The organism is Janibacter sp. FSL W8-0316, assembly GCF_038004165.1.
In the GTDB taxonomy this organism is placed as follows: domain Bacteria; phylum Actinomycetota; class Actinomycetes; order Actinomycetales; family Dermatophilaceae; genus Janibacter; species Janibacter indicus.
Window position 1 is genome coordinate 2,677,387 of record NZ_JBBOQX010000001.1, and the last position, 21,914, is coordinate 2,699,300.

Below are 21,914 nucleotides of genomic sequence, written 5' to 3' on the forward strand. Positions count from 1 at the left end.
GGTCGTGCTCGTGGCGTGACTCAGGCGCGGCCGGCGCGCAGGGAGTCGCGGATCTCGCGGAGGAGCTCGACGGACTCGTCGGTGGTCTCCTCCTCGGCGGCGACGAAGCGCTCACGCATCGCGGTGTACGGCTTCACGACGAAGAAGTACACGACGAAGGCGAGGATGAGGAAGGCGACGACGGCGGTGACGAAGGCACCGACCGGCAGGCCCGCCGGCTTGAAGTCGTCGAAGTTGGGGTTGGCGCCGATGACCTTGGCGATCGCGGCCAGCAGCAGGCTGGTGAACGACGCGACGACCGCGCCGAACGAGGTCGCCATGATCAGACCGACGGCGATCTCGACGAGATTGCCGCGCATGAGGAAGTCCTTGAAGCCCTTCACGAGGGTCTCCCTTCAACTGGGTAACAGGGGTCGCGACCGAGGCCGCTCGTCTTTCAGTGTGGACCATGGGGAGGCCATTTGGCGGCCATGCGCTCCCCGTCGTGTCGCATCACCCGTGGCGGACGAGCACGAAGCCGCCCTGGGTCGGCCCGTCGACCCCCATCTGGCGCAGGATCGCGCCGATGTCGTTGTCGCGCAGCGTGATCCGAGCCACGCTGCGCCCGGACGCGTCCTCGTCGCCCCCGCGAAACCGGGCCGAGGCGACGACGGGCTCCGCACGGCCGGGGAGGTAGACGCCGACCCGGTCGCCGGGGGAGAGGTGGTCTGCGGGCATCGCCAGCGGTAGGGAGAGCTCGGGGCCGGCGGGTGTCGAGGAGCTCGGGGCGAGGCTCTCGGCCGGCGCGAGCGCGCCGAGCGCCAGGTGCAGTGCGACCAGGATCGACAGGGCGGCGAGGGCCCGGCGGGCGAGCGAGAGGCGCCACGCGGCACGTCGGGAGGGCCCGAAGAGCGAGGGCAGGTGCTGGGCGAGAGCGGATGCGGCCATGGCCCGACGCTAGGGGCGCGGCGGGCCGGTCGGGGCAGGCGTCAGCTGGCGGTGGACGACGCGGTCGCAGTGCCCGAGCTTGTGGACGAGCTGGAGCTCGACGCGCTCGAGGAGCTGCTCGACGACCCCGACGCGCTCGAGGAGGACGAGTCGCTGGAGCTCGAGGACGAGTCGCTGGGGCGCGAGTCGTTGCGGTAGAACCCGCCGCCCTTGAAGACGACGCCCACGGCGTTGAACTGCTTGCGCAGGGTGCCGTCGCACTGCGGGCACACCGTCAGCGCGTCGTCGCTGAAGGACTGGACGATGTCGAAGGCGTGGCCGCAGTCGGCGCAGGCGTAGGCATAGGTAGGCATATCGGGCCATATCATACGTCGATCCGCCACCCGGCCAGTCGACCTGCCCGCGACACGGCACGGAAACGGGCCTCGGTCGCCTCGCGGACCGCCCCGGGGGTGACGACGAGGAGCCGGTCGCCGGTCCACAGCCGGGTGTGCGCGTCGGGGACGAAGGTCGCCTCGTCGCGGACGACGAGCGAGACATTGGCCCCGCGGGGCAGTCGCAGCTCGTAGACCTCGACGCCGGCCAGACGAGAGCCGGGCACGACCGCGACCTCGAGCATCTCGGCACCGAGCTGCTCGAGCGGGACCGACTCGACGACCACCCCGGTCGCCAGCGCCGGCTCGGTGACCCGCAGCCGACGGGCCACCCACGGCAGCAGGGGCGCCTGCACGAGGGTGAAGATCACGACGAGCATGAAGACCAGCTCGAAGACCCACTCGACGCCGGGCACGGAGTTGGTCACCGGCACCGTGGCGAGGACGACGGGCACGGCCCCGCGCAGACCTGCCCACGAGAGGAAGGCCTGCTCGCGCCACGGGATGCCGAAGGGGGTGAGCGAGACGAGCACCGACAGCGGCCGGGCCACGAGGAGCAGGACGAGGCCGACGACGATCGCGCGGGGGATCTCCTCGACGATCCCGGAGGGGCGGGCGAGCATGCCGAGCATGACGAAGAGGCCGATCTGGGCGAGCCAGCCGAGCGCCTCGGCGAAGCCGGTGACGGACTGGCGGTGCGACAGGTGCATGTTGCCCAGGACGAGCGCCGCGAGGTAGCAGGCGATGAAGCCCGAGGTGTGCACCGTCGCGGCCGCCGCGTAGGCGAGCACCCCGATGGCCACCACCCCGAGGGAGAAGAGCCCGGACGTGCCCTGGGCCAGCCGCTGCATGAGCTTGCCGCCGAGCCACCCGATCGCCAGACCGATGAGCGCCCCACCAGTGAGCTCGGCGACGGCGAGCAGGCCGATGGCCCACCACGGCTCGGCGTCTGCGGGGTGGGCGATCTGCAGCGAGAGGGCGGTGACGAGCAGGACGACGGGGGCGTCGTTGAAGCCGGACTCGGCCTCGAGCATCCCGGACAGCCGCCGCGGCAGCGGCACCACCCGCAGCACGGAGAAGACCGCGGCCGCGTCGGTGGAGGCGAGGATCGCGCCGATGAGCAGGCTGATCCGCCAGTCGGTGTGCAGGATCTGGTGCAGCGCGACGGCGACCACGGCGACGGACACGAGCACGCCGACGGTCGAGAGGGCGAGCGCGGGGGCGACCGACGCGCGGATCGAGGACCACTTCGTCGTGAGGCCGCCCTCGACGAGGATGAGCACGAGCGCGCAGTAGCCGAGTACCTGCGCCATCTGCTCGGAGTCGAAGGGGATGCCCAGCCCCTCCCGCCCCAGCGCCAGGCCGATGGCCAGGTAGAGCAGGAGCGTCGGCAGGCCCGAGTGGGTGGCCAGCCGCACGGCGGCGACGGCGACGACGAGCACGAGCGACCCGGCGAGCAGGACGAGCGAGAGCTGTGACAGGTCGAAGCCCGCGGCCGCAGGATCGCCCATCGTCACCGGAACACCACCTCCGCCCGTCGTCTGCGCATAGTCTCTCAGGGTGAGCCTCGTGCGTAAGGTCCGCCGCACGCTCGTCGTCGTGCTGGCGCTCGTGCTCGTCACCGCGGTGGTCCTCGCCGGCGTCGTCATCGGTCAGGGCCGCCGACCCCTGCCGCAGACGAGCGGGACGATCGAGCTGGCCGGGCTCGACGGCAAGGTCGAGGTGCTGCGCGACGCGCAGGGCGTGCCCCACGTCTACGCCGACACGACCGGCGACCTCATGCGGGCGCAGGGCTATGTGCAGGCGCAGGACCGGTTCTTCGAGATGGACCTGCGGCGGCACATCACCGCCGGTCGCCTCGCCGAGCTCGTCGGCGAACCCGGTGTCGAGACCGACAAGGTCGTGCGCACGATGGGCTGGCGGCGCGTCGCCGAGGCCGAGCTGCCGACGCTCGACCCGCGGACCCGTCAGGCCCTCTCGGCCTACACCGCCGGGGTCAATGCGTGGATCGACGAGCACGGCTCCACGGCGTCGATGGCCCTGGAGTACACCGTCCTCGACCTCACCCTCCCGGAGTACCAGGTCGAGCACTGGACCTCGGTCGACTCGCTCGCCTGGCTCAAGGCGATGGCCTGGGACCTGCGCGGCAACTACGACGGCGAGCTGACCCGCGCGCTGCTCCAGGGCCGGGTCAGCGACGCGATGATCGAGGACCTCTACCCGGCCTACCCGACCCGTGAGCACGCCCCGATCCTGTCCGGCAGCGACTGGCGGCCGTCGACGCAGGAGCGTCCCGCCTTCACGACGAAGGGGGAGGGAGTCCCCCTTCGTGCCTCGCAGGCCCGCACCGCGATGACCGAGACGGTCGCCGCGATCGACGCCGTCCCACCGCTCCTCGGCCACGGCGAGGGTGTCGGGTCCAATGCCTGGGCAGTGAGCGCGGAGCGATCGACCACGGGCAAGCCGCTGCTCGCCAATGACCCGCACCTCGGGGTGACGCAGCCGGGCATCTGGTACCAGATGGGGCTGCACTGCCGCGAGGTCAGCGACGCCTGCCCCTTCGACGTGTCGGGCTACACCTTCGCCGGGGTGCCGGGCGTGGTCATCGGGCACAACCGCGACATCGCCTGGGGCCTGACCAACCTCGGGCCGGACGTCACCGACTTCTACCTCGAGCAGATCACCGACGACCGCTACCTGCGCAAGGGGCGTCTCGTGCCGCTCGAGACCCGCGTCGAGCGGATCCGGGTCGCTGGTGGCAAGACGGAGCGGATCACCGTGCGCTCGACCGGCCACGGTCCGATCCTCTCCGACGTCGTCCCCACGGTCGCCGAGGCGGGGGAGGAGGTCGAGGTCGAGGGCCGGAGCACGCAGAGCTACGCCGTCTCGCTCGCCTGGACCGCGCTCGAGCCGGGGCGCACCGCCGACGCGATCTTCGGCCTCAACACCGCGAGCAACTTCGACGAGTTCCGCGCTGCGGCACAGGACTTCGCCGTACCCAACCAGAACCTCGTCTACGCCGACACCGCCGGCCACATCGGCTACCAGGCGCCCGGCCGGGTGCCGATCCGGCAGGGGGTCGGTGACCACCCGCCGGGCTGGTTGCCGGCGCCGGGCTGGGACGAGACCTACGACTGGACGGGCTACGTGCCCTTCGAGGACCTGCCGTGGACGCTCGACCCGAAGGAGGGCCTGGTCGTCACGGCCAACCAGCAGGTCACGGCGAGCACCACCCCCTTCCTCACGACGGAGTGGGACCACGGCTACCGGTCGCAGCGCATCCGCGACCTGCTGCTCAGCGAGGAGCGGGTGAGCCCGGACAAGATGGCGCGGGTGCAGCTCGACACCCACCACGGGCTGGCGCCGGTGCTCGTCGACCGGCTGCTCGAGATCGACCTCGACGACGACTTCACCGAGGACGCGCGGGACCTGCTGCGCGACTGGGACGACAGCCAGCCGTCCGGTGGGGGCTCGCACGCCGCGGCCGCGATGTACTTCAACGCCGTGTGGCAGCAGCTCGTGCGGCTGACCTTCGACGACGACCTGCCCGCCGAGCTGCCGGCGAGCGGGGAGTCGGCCTACTGGACCGCGATCGAGCAGCTGCTCGACAAGCCGCGCAGCGGCTGGTGGGACGACCGGACGACGCCCGGCGTCCTCGAGGGCCGCGACGAGATCCTGCGGCGCGCGCTCGTCGACGCCCGGCTCGAGCTGACCCGCGAGCTCGGCAAGGACCCGACGACGTGGCGGTGGGACCAGCTGCACCGGGTGACCTTCCGCCACCAGGTGCTCGGCGGCGACGACGTCCCCGGGCCGGTGCGCCGCCTTGTCAACGGCGGGTCGCACCCGGTCGCCGGCGGCACCTCGACGGTCAACGCGATGGCCTGGACCGCGCCCGAGGGATTCGGCGTGACCAATGCGCCGTCGATGCGCATGGTCGTCGACCTCGGCGACCTCGACGCCTCCCGGTGGGTCAACCAGACCGGGGCCTCGGGGCACCCCTTCAGCGACCACTACGACGACCAGACGCAGGCCTGGCTCGCGGGCGAGACCTATCCCTGGCCGAGCACCCGTCGCGCCGTCGAGGAGTCGACCGAGGAGACCCTCACGCTCGTGCCCGGCTCCACCCGTCCGCAGTGAGCACGAGAGCCACCGGCACGTCGTGGGCATCGGCGGGCAGCGGCTCGTCGGTGACCTCACCGGGGTGGAGCAGGACGACGAAGGGGGTGCCCTCCGCGAGCATCGGCAGCACCCGGTCGTAGCAGCCGCCGCCCTGCCCGAGCCGCGTGCCGGCCGTGTCGACGGCCAGCGCCGGGGTGAGGACGAGGTCGGCGCGCGTGGGGGAATCGATGCCCAGCGGGGTGCGGTCGGGGTCGGCGAGGTCGCACCACTCCAGCTGCATGTCGGGCAGGGTGATCGGCACGAGCACGCGGTGGCCGGCCGACTGCAGGGCGGCGTTGACCCCGGCGGTCGGCGGCTCGTGGGGCAGCGACTCGTAGGACAGGACGGTCGTCGGGGCGGTGCGCCCGGCCGCCCCGGGCCAGCCCGCCGGCGGGTGGTCGAGGAGGTGCTCGGCCAGCGCCGCCCCGTCTGCCGTGAGGTCTCGAGCGGCCGCCAGCTCCCGCCGCCGGGCCCGCAGGAGGCGACGGATCTCTCCCTTCGTCCTCCGGGCGGGTGCCATGAGCGCATCGTAGGGTGACCGTCATGGGAGCAGCAGGGCGAGACGAGGCCGTCGCCAGGATGACCGCGCGCGGGGTGGACCCGCGGGCTGTGGCGGTCTTCGAGGACTACTGGCAGCAGCTCGCCGACGGCGCCCAGGGCACGATCCCCGAGGAGAGCATCGAGCCTCTCGTCGACCCGCCCGAGCTCGCCGCCATCGAGGTGAGCGACGACGAGCGCCGGGCCGCGATGGCCAAGGTCGCGGTCATCAAGCTCAACGGCGGTCTCGGCACGAGCATGGGCATGTCCGGGCCCAAGTCGGCCGTCGTCGCGCGTGACGGGCTGACCTTCCTCGACATCATCGCCCGCCAGCTCATCGCCCTCGAGGAGCGCTACGGCACCCGCCCGCCCCTCGTGCTGATGAACTCCTTCCGCACCCGCGAGGAGTCGCTCGAGATCCTCGAGCGCTACCCGCAGCTGGCGCGCCAGGACCTGCCGCTCGACTTCGTGCAGAGCATGGAGCCCAAGCTCGACGCCGCGACCCTCGCGCCGGTGACCTGGCCCGACGACCCCACCCTCGAGTGGTGCCCGCCCGGCCACGGCGACGTCTACGTCTCGCTCGCCGCCTCCGGCCTGCTCGACCAGATGCGCGCTGCCGGCATCCGCTACGCCTTCATCTCCAACTCCGACAACCTCGGCGCGACCTGCGACCCCGACATCGCGGCCTGGCTGCTCGCCGAGGGCATCCCCTTCGCGGCCGAGGTCGCCGAGCGCACGGCCAACGACCGCAAGGGTGGTCACGTCGCCGTGCGCCGCAGCGACGGACGGATCGTCCTGCGCGAGTCGGCCATGGTCGTCGACGGCGAGGAGGATCTCTTCCAGGACACCTCGCGCCACGGCTGGTTCAACACCAACAACCTGTGGGTCGGCCTCGACGAGCTCGACGCCCTGCTGCGAGAGCGCGACGGCGTCCTCGGCCTGCCGATCATCATCAACCGCAAGACCGTCGACCCCACGCGCGCCGACTCCACCCCGATCATCCAGATCGAGTCGGCGATGGGCACGGCCGTCGAGGCCTTCGAGGGCAGCGTCGCGCTGCGCGTGCCGCGCTCGCGCTTCCGCCCGGTCAAGACGACCAACGAGCTGCTCCTCGTGCGCAGCGACGTCTTCGAGCTCGACGAGGCCTGGCGGGTCGTCTCGCGGATCGAGCGCAAGGACCCGCGGGTCAGCCTCGACGGCAGCTACAAGTTCCTCGCCGACTTCGACGCCCGCTTCCCCGCCGGGGCTCCTTCGCTGCGCGAGTGCACGAGCTTCGCCGTCGAGGGCGATGTGACCTTCGGTGCCGACGTCGTGGCCGTGGGAGATGTCGAGGTCGTCGCGAGCGAGCCGACGACGGTGGCGGACGGGACCCGGCTCGAGGGCCGGGTCACGTTGCCGCAGTGAGGCGCTCGCGCGAGGTCGTCCTTACCGGGACCACTCCTGCGGGCGAGGAGATCTCCCTTCGTCCCGTGCGAAGGGGGGACCGCGCCGAGTTCGTCGCGCTGCGGGAGCGCAATGCCGACTGGCTGCGTCCGTGGGACCCCACCGTGCCGCCCGGCGGGCCGGCGCGACGCGACATCGCGGCCGACTTCGGGGGCTATGTGCGGGCGCTGCGGGCGGAGGCCCGCTCCGGTGGTGGGCTCAGCCTGGTCATCGTGGTCGGTGACCGCATCGTCGGCATGGTCTCGGCGAGCAGCATCGTCGAGGGGGCGCTGCGCTCGGCGAGCCTCGGCTACTGGGTCGGTCAGGAGGTCGCCGGCCGGGGCATCGCCCCGACGGCGGTCGCCACGATCGCCGACCACCTCATGGACCCGCGCGGCCGCAACCTGCACCGGGTGCAGCTGGAGATCCGCCCGGACAACCCCGCGAGCCTGGCCGTCGCGGCGAAGCTGGGGCTGCGCGAGGAGGGCCTGCGGCGTGCCTATCTCCACATCGACGGCGACTGGCGCGACCACTGCAGCTTCGCCGTCGTGCGCGAGGAGCTCGGTCCCGGAGGGCTCACGGCACGCTTGTCACACTCACAACATCCGTCACGTGCGCGACACACCGAGTAGCCTGCGCCACGCGCGGTGCTCGTCCTCATAGCGTTGGCCTCGTGCAGCCGAGCAGCCTCATCTTCGTCCTCGTCGTGGCGATCTGGGCTGTCTATCTCCTCCAGTACTGGATCAAGCGCCGCGACCACCTCTCCACCGTGCGGTCCGTCGACCGGTTTTCCGCTGCCATGCGGGTCCTCGACGACCACCGACTGCGTCGTGAGTCGGCCGAGCCGACGCCGCGCTCCTACTCCGTCGCTCCGGTGCGTGCCGCGCGACCCGAGGTGACCGTCAAGCACGCCGAGGCTCCGCAGCGCGCCGAGACGCCCCAGCGCGGCCGCCTCGCCGAGCCGGCCGTCGGTGCTCCCCGTCGGGTGCGCGGTCTGGTGCTGCTCTCGATGGTCGTGCTGCTGCCCGTCGTCGTCCTCGTCGCGGCCTTCGGCCCGCTGCCCTGGTGGGTCGGGCTCGCCTGGCTCGTCGGGACCGTCGCGGCCTTCGGCTGGCTGCGTCAGGCCGTGCAGGTCGAGCGTCGGGCCCGTGCCGCCGAGCGGGCCGCGGCTCGTTCACGCGAGCGGGCCACCGCACGCCCGAGCGCCCCCCGGGCCAGCGCTGCTCCGGCCGCCGCGCCCCGCGCGCCCGAGCGCATCTACGACGTCGCCGCCGCCGCCCCGGCCGCCGAGCCCGAGACCGAGGTCGCGACCCCGGTCGCCGAGGCCGAGCCGGAGCCGGGCACCTGGCAGCCCACCCCCGTGCCGCGCCCCGTCTACACGATGAAGGCCGCGGCCCACCGGCCCGAGCCGGCTCCCGCGCCGACCGCCGCTCCGGTTGCACCCGCGGCCGCAGACGACGTGCCGCAGGTCATCGACGTCGAGGACGACGAGCTGCCGGCCATCGCCGGCTGGGGCTGAGCCCCCTTCGTCCATCAGGACTCGAGGCGGCTGCGCTCGTCGTCCTCGGCGACGTCCTCACGGATCTCCGCGTCCTGCTCCCGTGACTCGACGAGGTCTGCGGGGTCGTCGACGTCTTCGGGCTCGGGGTCGAGGAGGTTGTGGCCCACGGCGTTGAGCACGGCGACCGTCGGGACCGCGACGAGGGCCCCGATGACGCCGCCGACGATGATGCCCGTGGCGATGCCGAGGATCACCGCGAGCGGGTGAACCCGCACGGCCCGGCCGAGGAGCAGCGGCTGCAGCACGTGCGACTCGAGCTGCTGCACCGCGATGACGACACCGAGCATGATCAGGGCGGTGACCGGCCCCTTGGCGACGAAGGCCAGCGCGACCGCGATGAAGCCGGAGACGAGCGCTCCGACGATCGGGACGAAGGACCCGATGAAGACGAGCAGCGCGATGCCGGAGGCGAAGGGGACGCCGAGGACGAAGGCACCCAGGCCGATGCCGAGCGCGTCGACGCCGGCGACGAGGATCGTCGCGCGAGTGAAGGCCTTGAGCTGGTTCCACGCGATGGCGCCGGAGGAGAGGACCTTGGCGCGGGCGCCGCGCGGGAAGAGGCGCACGATCCACGCCCAGATGCCGGGCCCGTCGTAGAGGAAGAAGAAGAGCGAGAACATCGCCAGGAAGAAGCTGGTGAGCAGGTGGCCGACGGTCAGGCCGGCCTGGGTCGCGCGGGCCGAGAGGTCCTCGCCCTGCGCGACCTTGGCCCACTGCTCGGTGAGCCACGTCGTGATCTGGCCCTCGGTGAGACCGAAGGTGGAGACGATCCACTCGCGCGACTCCTCGATGCCCTGCGTTACCTGGCCGACGATGTCGTCGAGCTGGTCGGCGAACTGGTTGCCGACGAAGCTGAAGAGCGCGACGAGGACGGCGAGGGTGCCGAGCACCGTGACGCCGGCGGCCAGCCCGCGGGGCAGGACCACGCGCAGCCGCTGGTAGAGCGGCTCGAGGAGGGCCGCGAGGAGCAGCGCGATGATGACCGGGAAGACGACCTCGGACAGCTTCGAGATGATCCAGAGCAGCGCGAGGATCCCGACGCCTATGACCAGGCTGCGCCACACCCACTCCGAGGCCGCCCGGAAGGTCGGAGGGACCGTCGCTGGGGCCGATGGCGTCGGGGGCGTGGTCTGGATGACGATCTGCCGCTCAGGCGCTGGGGCCGCTGGCAGCTGGGGCAGGCGGCGGGGGATGCGGGGCAGCCGCACTCCCTTCGGGCGGCGCTCGTCGCTCATGCGGCTCCTCACAGGTCCATGGTCTGCCGACTCTAGTCGCCCGGATTGCGAGTCCCGGCCACGCCGGTGTTATGGTTGCCGTCGTTCTCGGGGCTGTGGCGCAGTTGGTAGCGCGTCTCGTTCGCAATGAGAAGGTCAGGGGTTCGAATCCCCTCAGCTCCACCACCGAAGGCCCCCGGCGTCGCGCCGGGGGCCTTCGCCGTTCTGGGGCGCATCGCGACAGTGCCGCCCTCATCATCGGCAGGGGAGTTGGTCCCGCCTCGACATTGAGTAGGTCGACGCCCGCCCGATCGGTTCCTGTGCCCAGGAAGTGCGACCTGCCACGCCCTCGAGCCTGTCGCCTGATTCTGGACGTTGACGTGAGGGCGAGAACTGGTCCGGCTCCTGGAATCCACCGTCGTCGGCAAGGCGTCCCCAAGCATGGCGAGAAGCGCTCATAGGGTGCGACGGTGACTGGCCTCGACCTGCTCTTCCGCTATGACGTGCCTCTGGTCGTCTGGTCACTGGTCTGGGTCGCCGCTGCGGCGGTCATGTGGGGTCGAGGGCGGGGTGTCCCAACGGCGTGGCTGGTCACGTGGCCGCTGGGAGCGATCGTGGTGCGGGAACTTGTTCCGCCGAGCCGCGGCCTGGTGTCGGGGCTCCCGCGTACCTGGGACCTGCCGGTTGAGCACGTGTTGTGGCCGTGGCAGTGGCTCCAGCCGGACCCTCGACTCGGGGGGATCGTGCTGATGCTTCTGGCAGGTCTGCTAGTGGGCCGCCGGCCGCGCATGCTGTTCTGGGCCGCCGGGACTCCCCTTGTCGTCGAGGTGTTGCAGTATGTGGTCCCCTCACTGGCCAGAGTCGGCTCGACACCGGATCTGGTGCACGCATGGATGGGTTTGGCCTGTGGGGCTTTTATTGGCATAGCCGCGACCTCTCTCTGGGCTCGGCGCCCGCCGGTGTCGCGGAGGGTGGTCGTGGTCGCTGCCCTCGCCGCGGTGGTTGCTGTTGGTGCCGCTATCGCCGCGCCGGGCGAATCAACTGACCCCAGAGCCTCGACCCCCGTGGCTGGGAAGGGCTTCCATGTTCCGGCGGGCGACACTCCCGCGCCCGAGGCCGCGGTGTGGTTGGCGGACGGGACGATTCCTGGCAGTGGCGGGCCGTACGAGGAGATGAGCCGAGTCGCCCTCTGGGACCTCCACCTGCTGACCACCAACGGCTTGAAGGTCGGAGCGCTGCCGGCTGCAGGGCCATCCGAGAAGTGGGGCTACTTCTGGCCGCGTGACGGAGCCTTCCTGGCCGTGGCACTGCATCGCACCGGGCACGAGCTCGAGGCCACAGGTGTGCTCGAGGGTGTCAGCACTCTCTACCTGGACCCGATGTATGGGTTCGACGCCCGGTATCTCTTGTCTGGTGAACGCGTCTACCTCGATCCCCGCCGGGCGCAAGTTGACGGGTGCGGCTGGGTGCTGTGGGCGATCCACGAGACGAGTCAGGACGCCAGGTCAACGTCGAAGATCGACCGGCTCCGCGACCGATGCACCGACCAGCTGTTGAGGTCTACGGGCGGAGGAAGCCACCTCCCGTCACCTGGGCAGGACTACTGGGAGCAGACCAGCCACCGATATCTCCTGGGCGCCAGTGCACCCGTTGCCGCTGGCCTGCGCTTCGCCGCGAGCGACTACCGGAGGCTCGGCCAGTCCCAGCGAGCCGAGACTGTTCAACAGGCAGCAGAGGGAGTGCGCGCTGAGGTCAACGAGATCTTTGGGCCGGGCTTCCAACGATCGCCCACCCAAGGAGGTGTCGACGCGTCGAGCGCCATGCTCATGCCTCCCTTCGACCCCCAACCTCTTCCGGGAGTCGCCGATGCCTGGGCGAAGTACCAACGGGACGCCGTTCGCCCGGCCGGAGGCCTCGCGCCGGGTGCGGAGTGGAAGAAGGACGGGACATCGTGGACACCGGAAGTCGCGCTTGTCGCATACAGCGCCGCGGCGTCCGGCGACAGGTCGACGGCGCTTCACTGGCTCGCATGGCTGGACAGGCATCGCACGGAATGGGGTTCTCTGCCCGAGAAGGTCGACTGGAAGGGCGACCCAGGCGGGCCGGCGCCGCTCGGCTGGACCTCAGCTCTTGTCATTCTCACCCTGGACGAGCTCGATGCTGATGATGTTCGAAGATGAGGTCGTAGACATGGACCAGCCCCCCGTCACCTACGCCCCCGTCGGGTGCACGCGCACGGGCGTGGTGCCGGACGGGTTCGACGAGCTGCGCCGCAGCCGTCGGGTCGGATCGGGGCGCGACGGCTTCGAGCGGGCCGCCGACGCTTTGTTGTCCTGGCAGATGCACCGTCGCGCCGGGATCGCGGTGATGGCATTGCACGCGCGGGTCGAGACCGGAGCGGTCGCCGAACTGCGCCTGGGCGTGGGTCGGCTAGGCGTTCGCGCGCCAGTGCGGGTCGTGGACGTGGTCGACGAGCCCACCCGTCGCGGCTTCGCCTACGGCACCCTGCCCGGTCACCCCGAGAGCGGCGAGGAGTCGTTCGTCGTGGAGCTGGGCGAAACGGGCGACGTCACCCTCGCCATCACCGCCGTCTCCCGTCCGGCGTCCCGTCTGGCCCGCCTGGCGGGACAGGTGGGGCGGCGCGTCCAGTCGCGGATCACCGGCCGCTACCTGTCGGCGCTCGCCGACGACGAGGGGTGACGGGCTCCCCCTTCGCCAGTAGCGTCGGTCCATGGCACCCACGCCCCGCCTCGTCACCTACTCGATGAACATCTCGCTCGATGGCTACATCGTCGGACCCGACGGCGGCTTCGACTGGTCGGAGCCGGACGAAGAGGTCTTCGCCGCCCACACCGACGAGCTGCGCGGGGTCGGCGTGCACCTGCTCGGGCGCCGACTGCACGAGACGATGTGCTACTGGGAGACCGCCGACCAGGAGCCAGAGTCCGACTACTCCACCGTCGAGTGGGCGCAGATGTGGCGGGCGGTGCCCAAGGTCGTCTTCTCCCGCACCCTCACCGAGGTGACCGGCACCAACACCCGGCTGGCGACCCGCGGCCTGGCCGAGGAGATCGCGGCCCTGCGAGCCGAGTCCGACGAAGGGGAGATCGCGCTCGGTGGCGCAGAGCTCGCCGCGGCGGCCGAGGCCGCCGACCTCGTTGACGAGTACCGCCCCTTCGTCCTGCCGGTCGTCGTCGGGGGAGGGCGGCCCTACTGGCCCGAGGGGTTGAACCGGATCGACCTCGAGCACGTGGGCAGCCGCACCTTCGGCAACGGCGTCGTCGCCTCGCGCTACCGGGTGGTGCGGCCCGGCGCCTGAGCGCCGGGCCGCACCGGGGCGGGTCAGGCCCGGCGTCGCCCTGCCACGGCAACGCCCGCGCCCACGAGAGCCACGACGAGCGCCAGCCCGCCGAGCACCCGCGCGAGGGTGTCGGCGGAGGCCGTCTGGCTCCCTTCGTCCTCGCTCAGGTCGTCCTCGGTGGTGGCGTGGTGGCCACCCTCCTCGGCGGCCGTGACCTCGAAGCTCGGAGCGGGGTGCTCCGGCTCCTCGCCGTCCTCCTCGACGACGTCCGACCAGTCGGCGACCTCGCCGTCGGAGTAGGTCTGCTTCGCCGGGAGGACGAGCTCGCCGGGGGTGGGCAGCGGGCCGGCGCTGATCGCGAACTCCGCGTACTCGCCCGGCGCGATGCCGGCCGACTCGGAGTCGGCGGTCCACGTGACCGCCCGCGGTGCCTCGGTCAGCGTGAGGTCGTTGGCGGTGACCTTCTCGGGGAGTTTCGCCGTCGTGACCTTCGCCGTCCAGCCCGGGACCGGGCGGATGGAGACGGTCGCGAGCGGCCGGTCCTGGGGGAGGGTGACGACGAGCTTGGTCGTTGACGCGGTGTCCGACTCGTTGGGCACGCGGAAGGTGATCGCCGCGTAGCCGCCGGAGGCCGTCGCCTCGGGGATCACGCGCACGTGGGCGGCGGCGGGCAGTGCCGTCGCGGCGGTGGCGGCGAGGGCGAGGGTCAGGGCAGCGCCGGAGCGCAGGGTGGTGCGGTTCATGAGTTGTCCTTCGGTGAGGTGTGCGGGGCCCGCCCGCGCCCTCACGGCGAGGGACGGGTCAGGCAGGCGTGGGAGCGGGCCGCACCGGCGGACCGCGCCGCCCCACCCCACCGAGGACGAAGGGAGCCCGTCGCCGCTGGTCCGCGCGGGCCGGGATCTCGGACGGCGCGGCGTCGACGACCCGCCGGATAGGCCGCGGCAGGACCGGTCGCAGCAGTCCGGCGAGGAACCACACGGCCTCCTCGCCACGGGCGAGGAGCAGGGCTAGCAGCAGCGCGGCGACGGTGTGCGCCAGGACCATCGCCGGGCTCGTGTGGGACACCTCGGCCCCGCCGACGCACCCGACGACCATCTCGTGGTGACCACCACCGACGGCGCACGTCGGGGCGTGGTGGCCGGCGGAGAGCAGGGTGTGCAGGACCACCTGGGCCCCGCCGAGCGTGGCGGCCAGCGCCACGCGGCCGAGCCGCCAGCGGGTGAGGAGCAGGCCGCTCCACACAAGCAGCCCGACGACGAGCACGATCCCGCCGGTCGAAGGGAGCCCGCCTCCGGCAGTGAGGTGGGCGCCGGTCGACAGCCCGCCGGCCGCGAGCGTCCACGCAAGGGTGCGCGCCAGCCGCAGCACACCCCTGCTCGGCTCGGTCACGTGATGATCCTAGGCAGCGGGGGGCCCGCTGATCATCTTGCCGTCGGCGTCGAGCGGCCACGGGTTGGCCGTGCAGCCCTGCAATCCGAGCGTCTGCTGGAGCATGACCGGTGCCCGCCAGCCCTTGGCCGGGCACCGCTCGTGGCCCAGGCCGAGGCCGTGGCCGACCTCGTGGTTGACGAGGTAGGTGCGGTAGAGCGAGAGGTCGTCGACGTGCGGCACCCCGAGGAACCAGCGGTCGAGGTTGAGCACGATGAACTGCCCTGCGCGGCAAGAGGTGTAGCCGTCGGTGGCGGCGCCGGCCGCCTCGCACTGCTTGTCGACGGTCGCGGGGGTCGCGAGCCGGATCGTCAGCTCCGGCTGGGCCCGCGCGACCCGCTGGAAGCGCCACCGGCCGTCACCCGTCCACCCCCGCTCGTGGGAGAGGGCCTGGTCGATGACCCGGCCGAACTCGCGCGTGGTCACCCCGGCGCCCTGCTCGACCTCGACGCGATAGGTCACCACCCGCCCGGACCGGCCGCGCACCGGGGTCCCGGTCTGCATGCGGGTGTAGCGGCCCGTCGAGCGGTACTCCGGCAGGGTCGGGGAGGCCGAGGTCGGGCTCGACGACGTGGTGGAGGGAGCGGAGGAGGAAGTGGCCGTCGTGACGGCTGCCCCGGCACCGGGGTCGTCCCGGTCGGGCGCGCCGTAGGCCGAGCGCAGCCCGACGACGAGGGCGACCACGACGAGCAGCGCCAGGCCGGCGGCCGCGAGCTGTCGGCGTCGTGCCTGGGCTGCGCCCGCCGGGGCCAGGGACCGAAGGGGGGACACGTCCATCAGGGTAGGCCGCCCCGGTGGTCAACCCGCGTGCGCGAGCAGCCAATCGCGCAGCCGCAGCGTCGACAGGCAGTCGTACTCGTTGTACTGGCGCAGGTCCTCGAGGCGGGCGGCGGCCTCGGCCTCGTCGCCCGCGGCGATCGCCTCGCGGTAGCGCTTGTACTCGATGATCGAGTCGCCGCCCGCGGTGACGCCGTCGGCGTCGCGCAGGTCGTCACCCATGTAGAGCGGCTCGAGCCGCTTGATCGAGTAGGAGCGGCTGCCGACGCGCACGGCGGACTTGACCGCCGCGTAGAGGTCGACGAAGACGCCGTCGTCGAGGATCTGGGCCACCTCGGCCTCGTAGACGCCGTGGCGAGCGGCCATGCGGGACAAGGCTGCTCGCTCGTAGCCGGAGTAGTGGTAGACGTGCAGGTCGGGCCAGCGCTCGAGCCGGTGGCGCAGCCAGTCGACGAAGCCGACGAGGGCGGCCCGCTCCTGCTCCCGGTCGTGGGCCCAGAAGGCGACGAACTCCTCGCTCGCGGTGAGCGACCCGAAGAGGTACTCCAGCCCGGTGTCGGTCGGCGTCGAGCCCCGCCACATCGGGTCGCCCTCGAAGTCGAAGAAGACGTCTCCGTCGCTCGGCGCCGGCAGCTCGGCGAGCACCTCGGGGGCGAAGACCTCGTAGGGCAGCGGGGTCTCGGGAGTCGGCTCGGTGAGCTGCAGCCCCGCCTGGCTGCGCAGGACGGCGAGCTGGTCGTCGTCGATGCCCTCGACGGGCTCGGTGCGCTCGGCGAGGGCGGTCATCGTCGTGACGCCCGCCTCGAGCAGTCGCGCCCGGGTCGTGGCGCGCACCCCTCCGACCAGCCCGACGTCCTCGCGGACGGCCAGCTCTGCCCGGCAGGCGTCGCAGAAGAGACAGGCCCGCCACCGCGGGTCCTCCCACCGGGCCGGGCCGGTCTCGCCGGTGTGCGTGTCGATGACCTCCAGCAGCCGGTCGCGCAGCTCACCCAGCGGCTCGGCGAGCTCCTCGCGCGGGGTGTCGACGATGGTCCCGTCACCGAGGATCAGGCGCACGAAGGGGGCGACCGGGACCCCGGAGGAGGCCAGCGCCTCGGCGTAGGCGGCCACCTGCAGCAGGGCGTGGGTGTGCGCCTTGCGGGCGAGCTTGGTCTCGGCGACGACCCAGGTCTCGTCGTCGTGTCGGACCAGGTGGTCGGCACGGCCGCGGAAGCGCTCGCCGGCGACCGGTGCCTGGTGGACCAGCCGCACGGAGGGGTCGCGCAGGAGCGGCAGGAGCTGCTCGGGCGACAGTCGCCCGGCGTCGACGACGCCGTCGCCGGTTGCGGCGGTCAGCTCGTCGGTGACCTCCTGCTCGTAGTCACGGCCGAGGTCGCCGAAGCGCTCGCGCACGGGGTCGACCTCGGCCGGGACCGCCTCGCGTCGGCCGAGCCGCACGTCGAGGTCGACGAGGAGGCCGAACTCGCACTCACGACCTCGGCGCAGGTCACCCGCTGTGAGCACCGCGGGCTGCGGCCGGTCGTCGACGAGGGGTAGGTCCATGGCCTCGAGGGTACGAGGCGCCGCCGACACCCCGTTGGTCGAGGTGGGAGGCCGCCGGCGGTCGACCCTCGAGACCTCCCGGGCTCACACCCAGCTCGGGAACCACATGCGCCAGCGCCAGTGGTCGTAGGGGATGACCTGCGCGGTCCAGACCGGCCAGTAGAAGGCGAAGTTGGCCAGGACGAGCAGCAGGTAGGCGCCGACGACGAGGTGACCGAGGCGGCGTCGGCGGGCCTCGGCGCCCGGCGGGCCGAGGGCCAGGCCGAGCATGAAGACGACCGCGAGGATCACCCAGGGCTCGAAGGAGATCGTGTAGAAGGTGAAGATCGTGCGGTGCTGCAGGAAGAACCACGGCAGCCACCCCCCGACGAAGCCGGCGAGGATCGCCCCGGCGCGCCAGTCGCGCCGCATCGCCCAGTGCCACACCAGGAAGAACAGGGCGGCGGTCGCGAGCCACCAGATCGACACGGAGCCGAGCGAGGTGATCGCCTTGGAGCACTTGTCGACCTCGCAGCCGTCGACGCCCATCGCCTTGTTTTCGTAGAAGAAGGACGTCGGCCGCGACTGGATCATCCACGACCACGGGTTGGACTGGTAGGTGTGCGGCGAGGTCAGCCCGGCGTGGAACTCGTAGGCCTGCACGTGGTACTGCCACAACGAGCGAAGGGCGGGCGGCAGCCACTGGACGCCCTCGCCGGGGTGGTCCATGGCCCAGGTGCGGTTGTAGCCGGTCTTCGTGGCGAACCACCCGGTCCACGAGGCGAGGTAGGTGCCCAGGACGACGACGGTCATCGTGACGAAGGCCCAGACGCCGTCCTTGAAAAGGCCGGTGAGGGCCCAGTGCCGGGTGCCGGCGGCGCGGCGGGCACCCAGGTCCCAGAAGACGGTCATCAGGCCGAAGGCGGCGAAGAAGTACAGGCCGGACCACTTCGTGCCGCAGGCCAGGCCGAGGGAGAGCGCCGCGACGAGCCGCCACGGGCGCCACCACAGCATCGCGCCGGCACCGCGGACCCCGCGTGCCGCGGCCCGGGCGGCGAGGCGCTCGCGCGACCAGTCCCGGTCGATCAGCAGGGCGCCGAAGGCCGCGAGCGCGAAGAACATGACGATGATGTCGAGCAGGCCGGTGCGTGAGTGGACGAAGTGGTGCCCCTCGAAGGCCATGAGGAAGGCCGCGATCGCCCCGAGCCAGCTCGACCCGAACATCCGGCGGGCGATCCGGCCGACCATGAGGATCGAGAGCGTGCCGAGGAGCGCGACGGCGAAGCGCCAGCCGAAGCTCGACGTCGGGCCGAAGAGCCACTCGCCGCCGGCGATGATCCACTTACCGACCGGCGGGTGGACGACCATGTCGCCCTCGGTGGACTTGAAGACGTCGAGGTTGCCGGTGGTGAAGAGCGGGTCGACCTTCTCCCCTTCGCCCTTCCACCGCATCTCGACGCCGTACTGGAGCATCGAGACACCCTGCTTGACGTAGTAGGTCTCGTCGAAGACCAGCTGGTGGGGTCGGCCGAGGGCCCAGAAGCGCAGGATGCCGCCGATCGCGGCGAAGAGCAGCGGACCGGCCCAGCCCCACAGGGCGTCGGTGGGACGGAAGCCGAGCAGACGCGCGCGCAGCTGCTCCCCCCGGTCCATGGCCGTCATCGTAGGCGAGGATGGAGCCATGCCTCTCGTGCTCGCCGCCACGCCCATCGGAGACCCCCGCGACGCCAGCCCGCGGCTGCGTGAGGAGCTCGCCGGGGCCGACGTCGTCGCGGCCGAGGACACCCGCCGGTTGCGACGCCTGGCCGGCGAGCTCGGCGTCGACCTGCCCGAGCGCGTCGTGAGCTACCACGAGCACAACGAGGCGACGAAGACCGCCGAGCTGCTCGAGTCGGTCGTCGCGGGGGAGCGGGTCGTCCTCGTCACCGACGCGGGGATGCCCTCGGTGTCCGACCCCGGTTACCGCTTCGTGCGGGCCTGCATCGACGCCGACGAGGTCGTCACCTGCGTGCCGGGGCCGAGCGCGGTGCTCATGGCCCTGGCGGTCTCCGGGCTGCCGGTCGACCGCTTCACCTTCGAGGGCTTCCTGCCGCGCAAGGCCGGCGAGCGCACCCGGCTGCTCACCGAGATCGCGCAGGAGCGACGCACGATGGTCTTCTTCGAGGCACCGCATCGCATCGCCGCCTCGCTCGAGGCGATGGCGCAGGTCCTCGGGCCCGACCGACCGGCGGCGGTCTGCCGCGAGCTGACCAAGACGTGGGAGGAGGTGCGCCGCGGCGGCCTCGCCGAGCTCGCCGAGTGGGCCGCCGAGGGGGTCAAGGGCGAGATCACCGTCGTCGTCGGCGGTGCCGAGCGCACGAGCATCTCGATCGAGGACGCGGTGGCCGAGGTCATCGCCCGCAAGGACAAGGGCGCCCGGCTCAAGGACGTGTGCGCCGCGGTCGCCGTCTCCACCGGGCACAGCAAGAAGGCCCTCTACGATGCCGTGCTGGCCCACCGCAGGGAGCACTCAGACTGAGATGGGACAATCCCGGCCATGACCGAGCCGATGCCCGACTCCGGCACCGACCTGCCCTTCGACGAGGAGTCCTCCGCCGTCGCCGCGGAGGCCACGAGAGAGGCCGCCGCCGGCGCCCGTGAGGCCCACGCCGAGCACGGCGTCCACCCCGGGACCGAGCGCACCGTCGTCCACCTGCTGCGCCATGGCGAGGTGTACAACCCCGACAAGATCCTCTACGGCCGCCTGCCCGACTACCACCTCTCGCCCCTGGGCCGAGAGATGGCCGAGGTCGTCGGCGAGCACCTCGCCGACGCCGACCTCGCGCTCGTCGTCCACAGCCCGCTCGTGCGCACCGCCGAGACCGCGGCCCCGACGCTCGAGCGCCATGGCCTGACCGCGGTCGTCGACCCGCGGGTCATCGAGGCGGGCAACAAGTTCGAGGGTCGCCGCTTCCGCAAGCGGCTCCTCCTCGACCCGCGGCGCTGGTGGTGGCTGCGCGACCCGACCAAGCCCACGTGGGGCGAGCACTACCGCGCCATCGGCAAGCGAATGATGGCCGCCATCGAGGATGCCCGCGACCACGCCCGCGGCCGCGAGGTCCTCGTCGTCAGCCACCAGCTGCCGATCTGGACCATCCGCAGCGTCCTCGAGCAGCGCCCGCTGTGGCACGACCCGCGCCGCCGCGAGTGCAACCTCGCCTCCCTCACCTCGGTGACCTTCGTCGGCGACGAGATCGTCGACGTCACTTACAGCGAGCCGGCCGCGCACCTCTACGCGCACGCGGCGAAGACCCCTGGAGCGTGACCCCCTTCAATGAGACGACACCGCATCACCCGCACCCTCGTCGCGACGGCGAGCGCCCTGGCCCTCGCCGGCGGCGTCGCCGCCTGTAGCGACTCGCCCTCCGAAAAGGCGGCCAAGGAGTTCGGCTCCCGCAACGGCGACGGCTCGACGCGCCTCATCGCCGAGGCCGACCGGGCGAAGCCGGTGGAGCTGTCCGGCGAGACCATCGACGGCAAGACCTGGGACAGCGCCGACGAGCGCGGCAAGGTCGTCGTCGTCAACAGCTGGGCGAGCTGGTGCGGTCCGTGCGCCACGGAGGCGCCGCACCTCGTCGAGGCCCAGCAGGAGACGAAGGGGGAGGACGTCGAGTTCGTCGGGATCAACTTCCGCGAGTCCTCCAAGGAGACCGGCCGGGCGCAGGCGCAGGAGTGGGGCTTCACCTGGCCCTCCGTCTACGACAAGTCCGGCCAGAGCGCCCTGGCCATGCAGGGCAAGATGACCGCCACGCCGTCCACCGCCGTGCTCGACCGTGAGGGTCGGATCGCGGCCGTCGTCCTCGGGCCCGTGACCACCTCGACGCTCGTCGGGCTCGTCGAGGACACCCTGGCCGAAAAGGGATGATTACGGCATACACCTCGCTCCCGGCGCTCGCCAGCGGACTGAGCGACCAGGTGGCCGACGGGGCGCTGCCCCTCGCCGTGCTCGTCGCGGCGCTCGCCGGCCTCGTCTCCTTCGCCACCCCGTGCGTGCTGCCGCTCGTGCCCGGCTACCTCGGCTACGTCACCGGCCTGTCCGACGTCGCCCTCGAGGAGCGCAGCCGCGGCCGGATGGTCCTGGGGACCCTGCTCTTCATCCTCGGCTTCAGCGTCGTCTTCGTCCTCGCGTCGATGTTCGTCGCGACCGCCGGGCGGGCGCTCGTCGAGCACCGTGAGCTGCTCACGCGCGTCGGCGGCGTGCTCGTCATCCTCATGGCCCTCGTCTTCCTCGGCGCCGGCTCGCAGCGCACCCTGCGCCTGCCCATCAAACCGGCGACCGGGCTGGCCGGGGCGCCCCTGCTCGGCGCGGTCTTCGGCCTGGGCTGGGCCCCGTGCATGGGGCCGACCCTCGGCGCCGTCCTCGCCCTCAACCTCACCGGTGACGCGTCGACGACCCGCGCAGTCGTCCTCGCCGTCGCCTACTGCCTCGGTCTGGGCCTGCCCTTCCTGCTCATCGCCGCGGCCTACGAGCGCTGGGCGCCGGTCTCGGCGTGGCTGCGCCGTCGCCAGCGGGCCATCCAGATCGCCGGAGCGGTGCTGCTCATCACCGTCGGCCTGCTCCTGCTCACCGGCGGCTGGGACGCGATGACCCAGTGGCTGCAGATCCATCTCATCAGCGACACGGAGGTCATCCTGTGAGCGCGGACCGGCCCGAC

At 72.1% G+C, this 21,914-nt stretch carries 22 protein-coding genes and 1 tRNA gene; 12 read left to right on the forward strand and 11 right to left on the reverse strand.

The features are described from left to right. Positions 1-20 precede the first annotated feature (20 nt). The 4 genes from mscL to NYE39_RS13185 form a co-directional block, all read right to left on the reverse strand. Entirely contained in the window at positions 21-383 is a 363-nt protein-coding gene (gene mscL, locus NYE39_RS13170) for a large conductance mechanosensitive channel protein MscL (RefSeq protein ID WP_192911406.1), read from the reverse strand. 109 nt (positions 384-492) lie between these two features. Then, positions 493-927, reverse strand: a complete 435-nt coding sequence (locus NYE39_RS13175) for a hypothetical protein (protein WP_072623642.1) — start codon at positions 925-927, stop codon at positions 493-495. 41 nt (positions 928-968) lie between these two features. After that, the gene (locus tag NYE39_RS13180; RefSeq protein ID WP_072623643.1) at positions 969-1,280 is read right to left on the reverse strand and encodes an FmdB family zinc ribbon protein; all 312 of its coding nucleotides are present in this window, start codon (positions 1,278-1,280) and stop codon (positions 969-971) included. A gap of 11 nt (positions 1,281-1,291) precedes the next feature. Next, positions 1,292-2,812, reverse strand: coding sequence for a potassium/proton antiporter (locus NYE39_RS13185; protein WP_072623644.1), 1,521 nt, complete (start codon positions 2,810-2,812; stop codon positions 1,292-1,294). A gap of 49 nt (positions 2,813-2,861) precedes the next feature. Between NYE39_RS13185 and NYE39_RS13190 the strand changes: the two genes are divergently transcribed. Then, on the forward strand, positions 2,862-5,438 hold the full coding sequence (locus NYE39_RS13190; RefSeq protein ID WP_341012928.1) for a penicillin acylase family protein: 2,577 nt from the start codon (positions 2,862-2,864) through the stop codon (positions 5,436-5,438). Here the strand turns inward: NYE39_RS13190 and NYE39_RS13195 are convergent. Further along, entirely contained in the window at positions 5,404-5,979 is a 576-nt protein-coding gene (locus NYE39_RS13195; RefSeq protein ID WP_192911409.1) for a 5-formyltetrahydrofolate cyclo-ligase, read from the reverse strand. The two genes, NYE39_RS13190 and NYE39_RS13195, sit on opposite strands and share 35 nt — an antisense overlap. 23 nt (positions 5,980-6,002) lie before the next feature. Between NYE39_RS13195 and NYE39_RS13200 the strand changes: the two genes are divergently transcribed. From NYE39_RS13200 to NYE39_RS13210, 3 genes are read left to right on the forward strand one after another with little or no spacing between them, the layout of a single operon-like run. Beyond that, positions 6,003-7,400, forward strand: coding sequence for a UTP--glucose-1-phosphate uridylyltransferase (locus NYE39_RS13200; RefSeq protein ID WP_341012929.1), 1,398 nt, complete (start codon positions 6,003-6,005; stop codon positions 7,398-7,400). Further along, a complete protein-coding gene (locus NYE39_RS13205; protein ID WP_341012930.1) occupies positions 7,397-8,050 on the forward strand; it encodes a GNAT family N-acetyltransferase in 654 nt (217 codons plus the stop codon). The genes NYE39_RS13200 and NYE39_RS13205 overlap by 4 nt, the downstream gene beginning before the upstream one ends. A 41-nt stretch (positions 8,051-8,091) precedes the next feature. Continuing rightward, the gene (locus NYE39_RS13210; RefSeq protein ID WP_341012931.1) at positions 8,092-8,937 is read left to right on the forward strand and encodes a hypothetical protein; all 846 of its coding nucleotides are present in this window, start codon (positions 8,092-8,094) and stop codon (positions 8,935-8,937) included. Between the two features lie 14 nt (positions 8,938-8,951). On the opposite strand, the gene NYE39_RS13215 is transcribed toward NYE39_RS13210, so the two are convergent. After that, a complete protein-coding gene (locus NYE39_RS13215; protein ID WP_341012932.1) occupies positions 8,952-10,214 on the reverse strand; it encodes an AI-2E family transporter in 1,263 nt (420 codons plus the stop codon). Positions 10,215-10,303: 89 nt separating this feature from the next. Between NYE39_RS13215 and NYE39_RS13220 the strand changes: the two genes are divergently transcribed. The 4 genes from NYE39_RS13220 to NYE39_RS13235 all read left to right on the forward strand — a co-directional run bounded on the left by NYE39_RS13220 (position 10,304) and on the right by NYE39_RS13235 (position 13,512). Next, positions 10,304-10,379 (forward strand) — tRNA-Ala (locus NYE39_RS13220). A 284-nt stretch (positions 10,380-10,663) separates the two neighbouring features. Beyond that, positions 10,664-12,373: a hypothetical protein gene (locus NYE39_RS13225; protein ID WP_341012933.1), complete on the forward strand. Its 1,710-nt coding sequence runs from the start codon at positions 10,664-10,666 to the stop codon at positions 12,371-12,373. Between the two features lie 10 nt (positions 12,374-12,383). After that, positions 12,384-12,893 carry a DUF1990 family protein gene (locus NYE39_RS13230; RefSeq protein ID WP_341012934.1) on the forward strand — a complete coding sequence of 170 codons (510 nt, stop codon included), beginning with the start codon at positions 12,384-12,386 and terminating at the stop codon, positions 12,891-12,893. 31 nt (positions 12,894-12,924) lie between these two features. Next, positions 12,925-13,512, forward strand: coding sequence for a dihydrofolate reductase family protein (locus NYE39_RS13235; protein WP_341012935.1), 588 nt, complete (start codon positions 12,925-12,927; stop codon positions 13,510-13,512). 23 nt (positions 13,513-13,535) lie between these two features. On the opposite strand, the gene NYE39_RS13240 is transcribed toward NYE39_RS13235, so the two are convergent. The 5 genes from NYE39_RS13240 to NYE39_RS13260 form a co-directional block, all read right to left on the reverse strand. Further along, complete coding sequence (locus NYE39_RS13240; RefSeq protein WP_341012936.1) at positions 13,536-14,237, reverse strand: YcnI family copper-binding membrane protein; 702 nt, start codon at positions 14,235-14,237, stop codon at positions 13,536-13,538. Positions 14,238-14,295: 58 nt separating this feature from the next. Further along, the gene (locus tag NYE39_RS13245) at positions 14,296-14,883 is read right to left on the reverse strand and encodes a hypothetical protein (protein ID WP_341012937.1); all 588 of its coding nucleotides are present in this window, start codon (positions 14,881-14,883) and stop codon (positions 14,296-14,298) included. 9 nt (positions 14,884-14,892) lie between these two features. Next, a complete protein-coding gene (locus tag NYE39_RS13250; RefSeq protein ID WP_341012938.1) occupies positions 14,893-15,693 on the reverse strand; it encodes a DUF3152 domain-containing protein in 801 nt (266 codons plus the stop codon). Positions 15,694-15,720: 27 nt separating this feature from the next. Continuing rightward, positions 15,721-17,241: a TM0106 family RecB-like putative nuclease gene (locus NYE39_RS13255; protein WP_341012939.1), complete on the reverse strand. Its 1,521-nt coding sequence runs from the start codon at positions 17,239-17,241 to the stop codon at positions 15,721-15,723. 84 nt (positions 17,242-17,325) lie between these two features. Beyond that, a complete protein-coding gene (locus tag NYE39_RS13260) occupies positions 17,326-18,873 on the reverse strand; it encodes a dolichyl-phosphate-mannose--protein mannosyltransferase (RefSeq protein WP_341012940.1) in 1,548 nt (515 codons plus the stop codon). A gap of 28 nt (positions 18,874-18,901) precedes the next feature. Here NYE39_RS13260 and rsmI point away from each other — a divergent pair, with 28 nt between their 5' ends. From rsmI to NYE39_RS13280, 4 genes are read left to right on the forward strand one after another with little or no spacing between them, the layout of a single operon-like run. Continuing rightward, positions 18,902-19,738 (forward strand): 16S rRNA (cytidine(1402)-2'-O)-methyltransferase, encoded by an 837-nt coding sequence (rsmI, locus tag NYE39_RS13265; protein ID WP_072626079.1) that lies wholly within the window; start codon positions 18,902-18,904, stop codon positions 19,736-19,738. 18 nt (positions 19,739-19,756) lie between these two features. Continuing rightward, positions 19,757-20,524: a histidine phosphatase family protein gene (locus NYE39_RS13270; RefSeq protein ID WP_341012941.1), complete on the forward strand. Its 768-nt coding sequence runs from the start codon at positions 19,757-19,759 to the stop codon at positions 20,522-20,524. 9 nt (positions 20,525-20,533) lie between these two features. After that, positions 20,534-21,124: a TlpA disulfide reductase family protein gene (locus NYE39_RS13275; RefSeq protein ID WP_341012942.1), complete on the forward strand. Its 591-nt coding sequence runs from the start codon at positions 20,534-20,536 to the stop codon at positions 21,122-21,124. After that, a complete protein-coding gene (locus NYE39_RS13280) occupies positions 21,121-21,897 on the forward strand; it encodes a cytochrome c biogenesis CcdA family protein (RefSeq protein ID WP_341012943.1) in 777 nt (258 codons plus the stop codon). The genes NYE39_RS13275 and NYE39_RS13280 overlap by 4 nt, the downstream gene beginning before the upstream one ends. Positions 21,898-21,914: the final 17 nt, after the last annotated feature.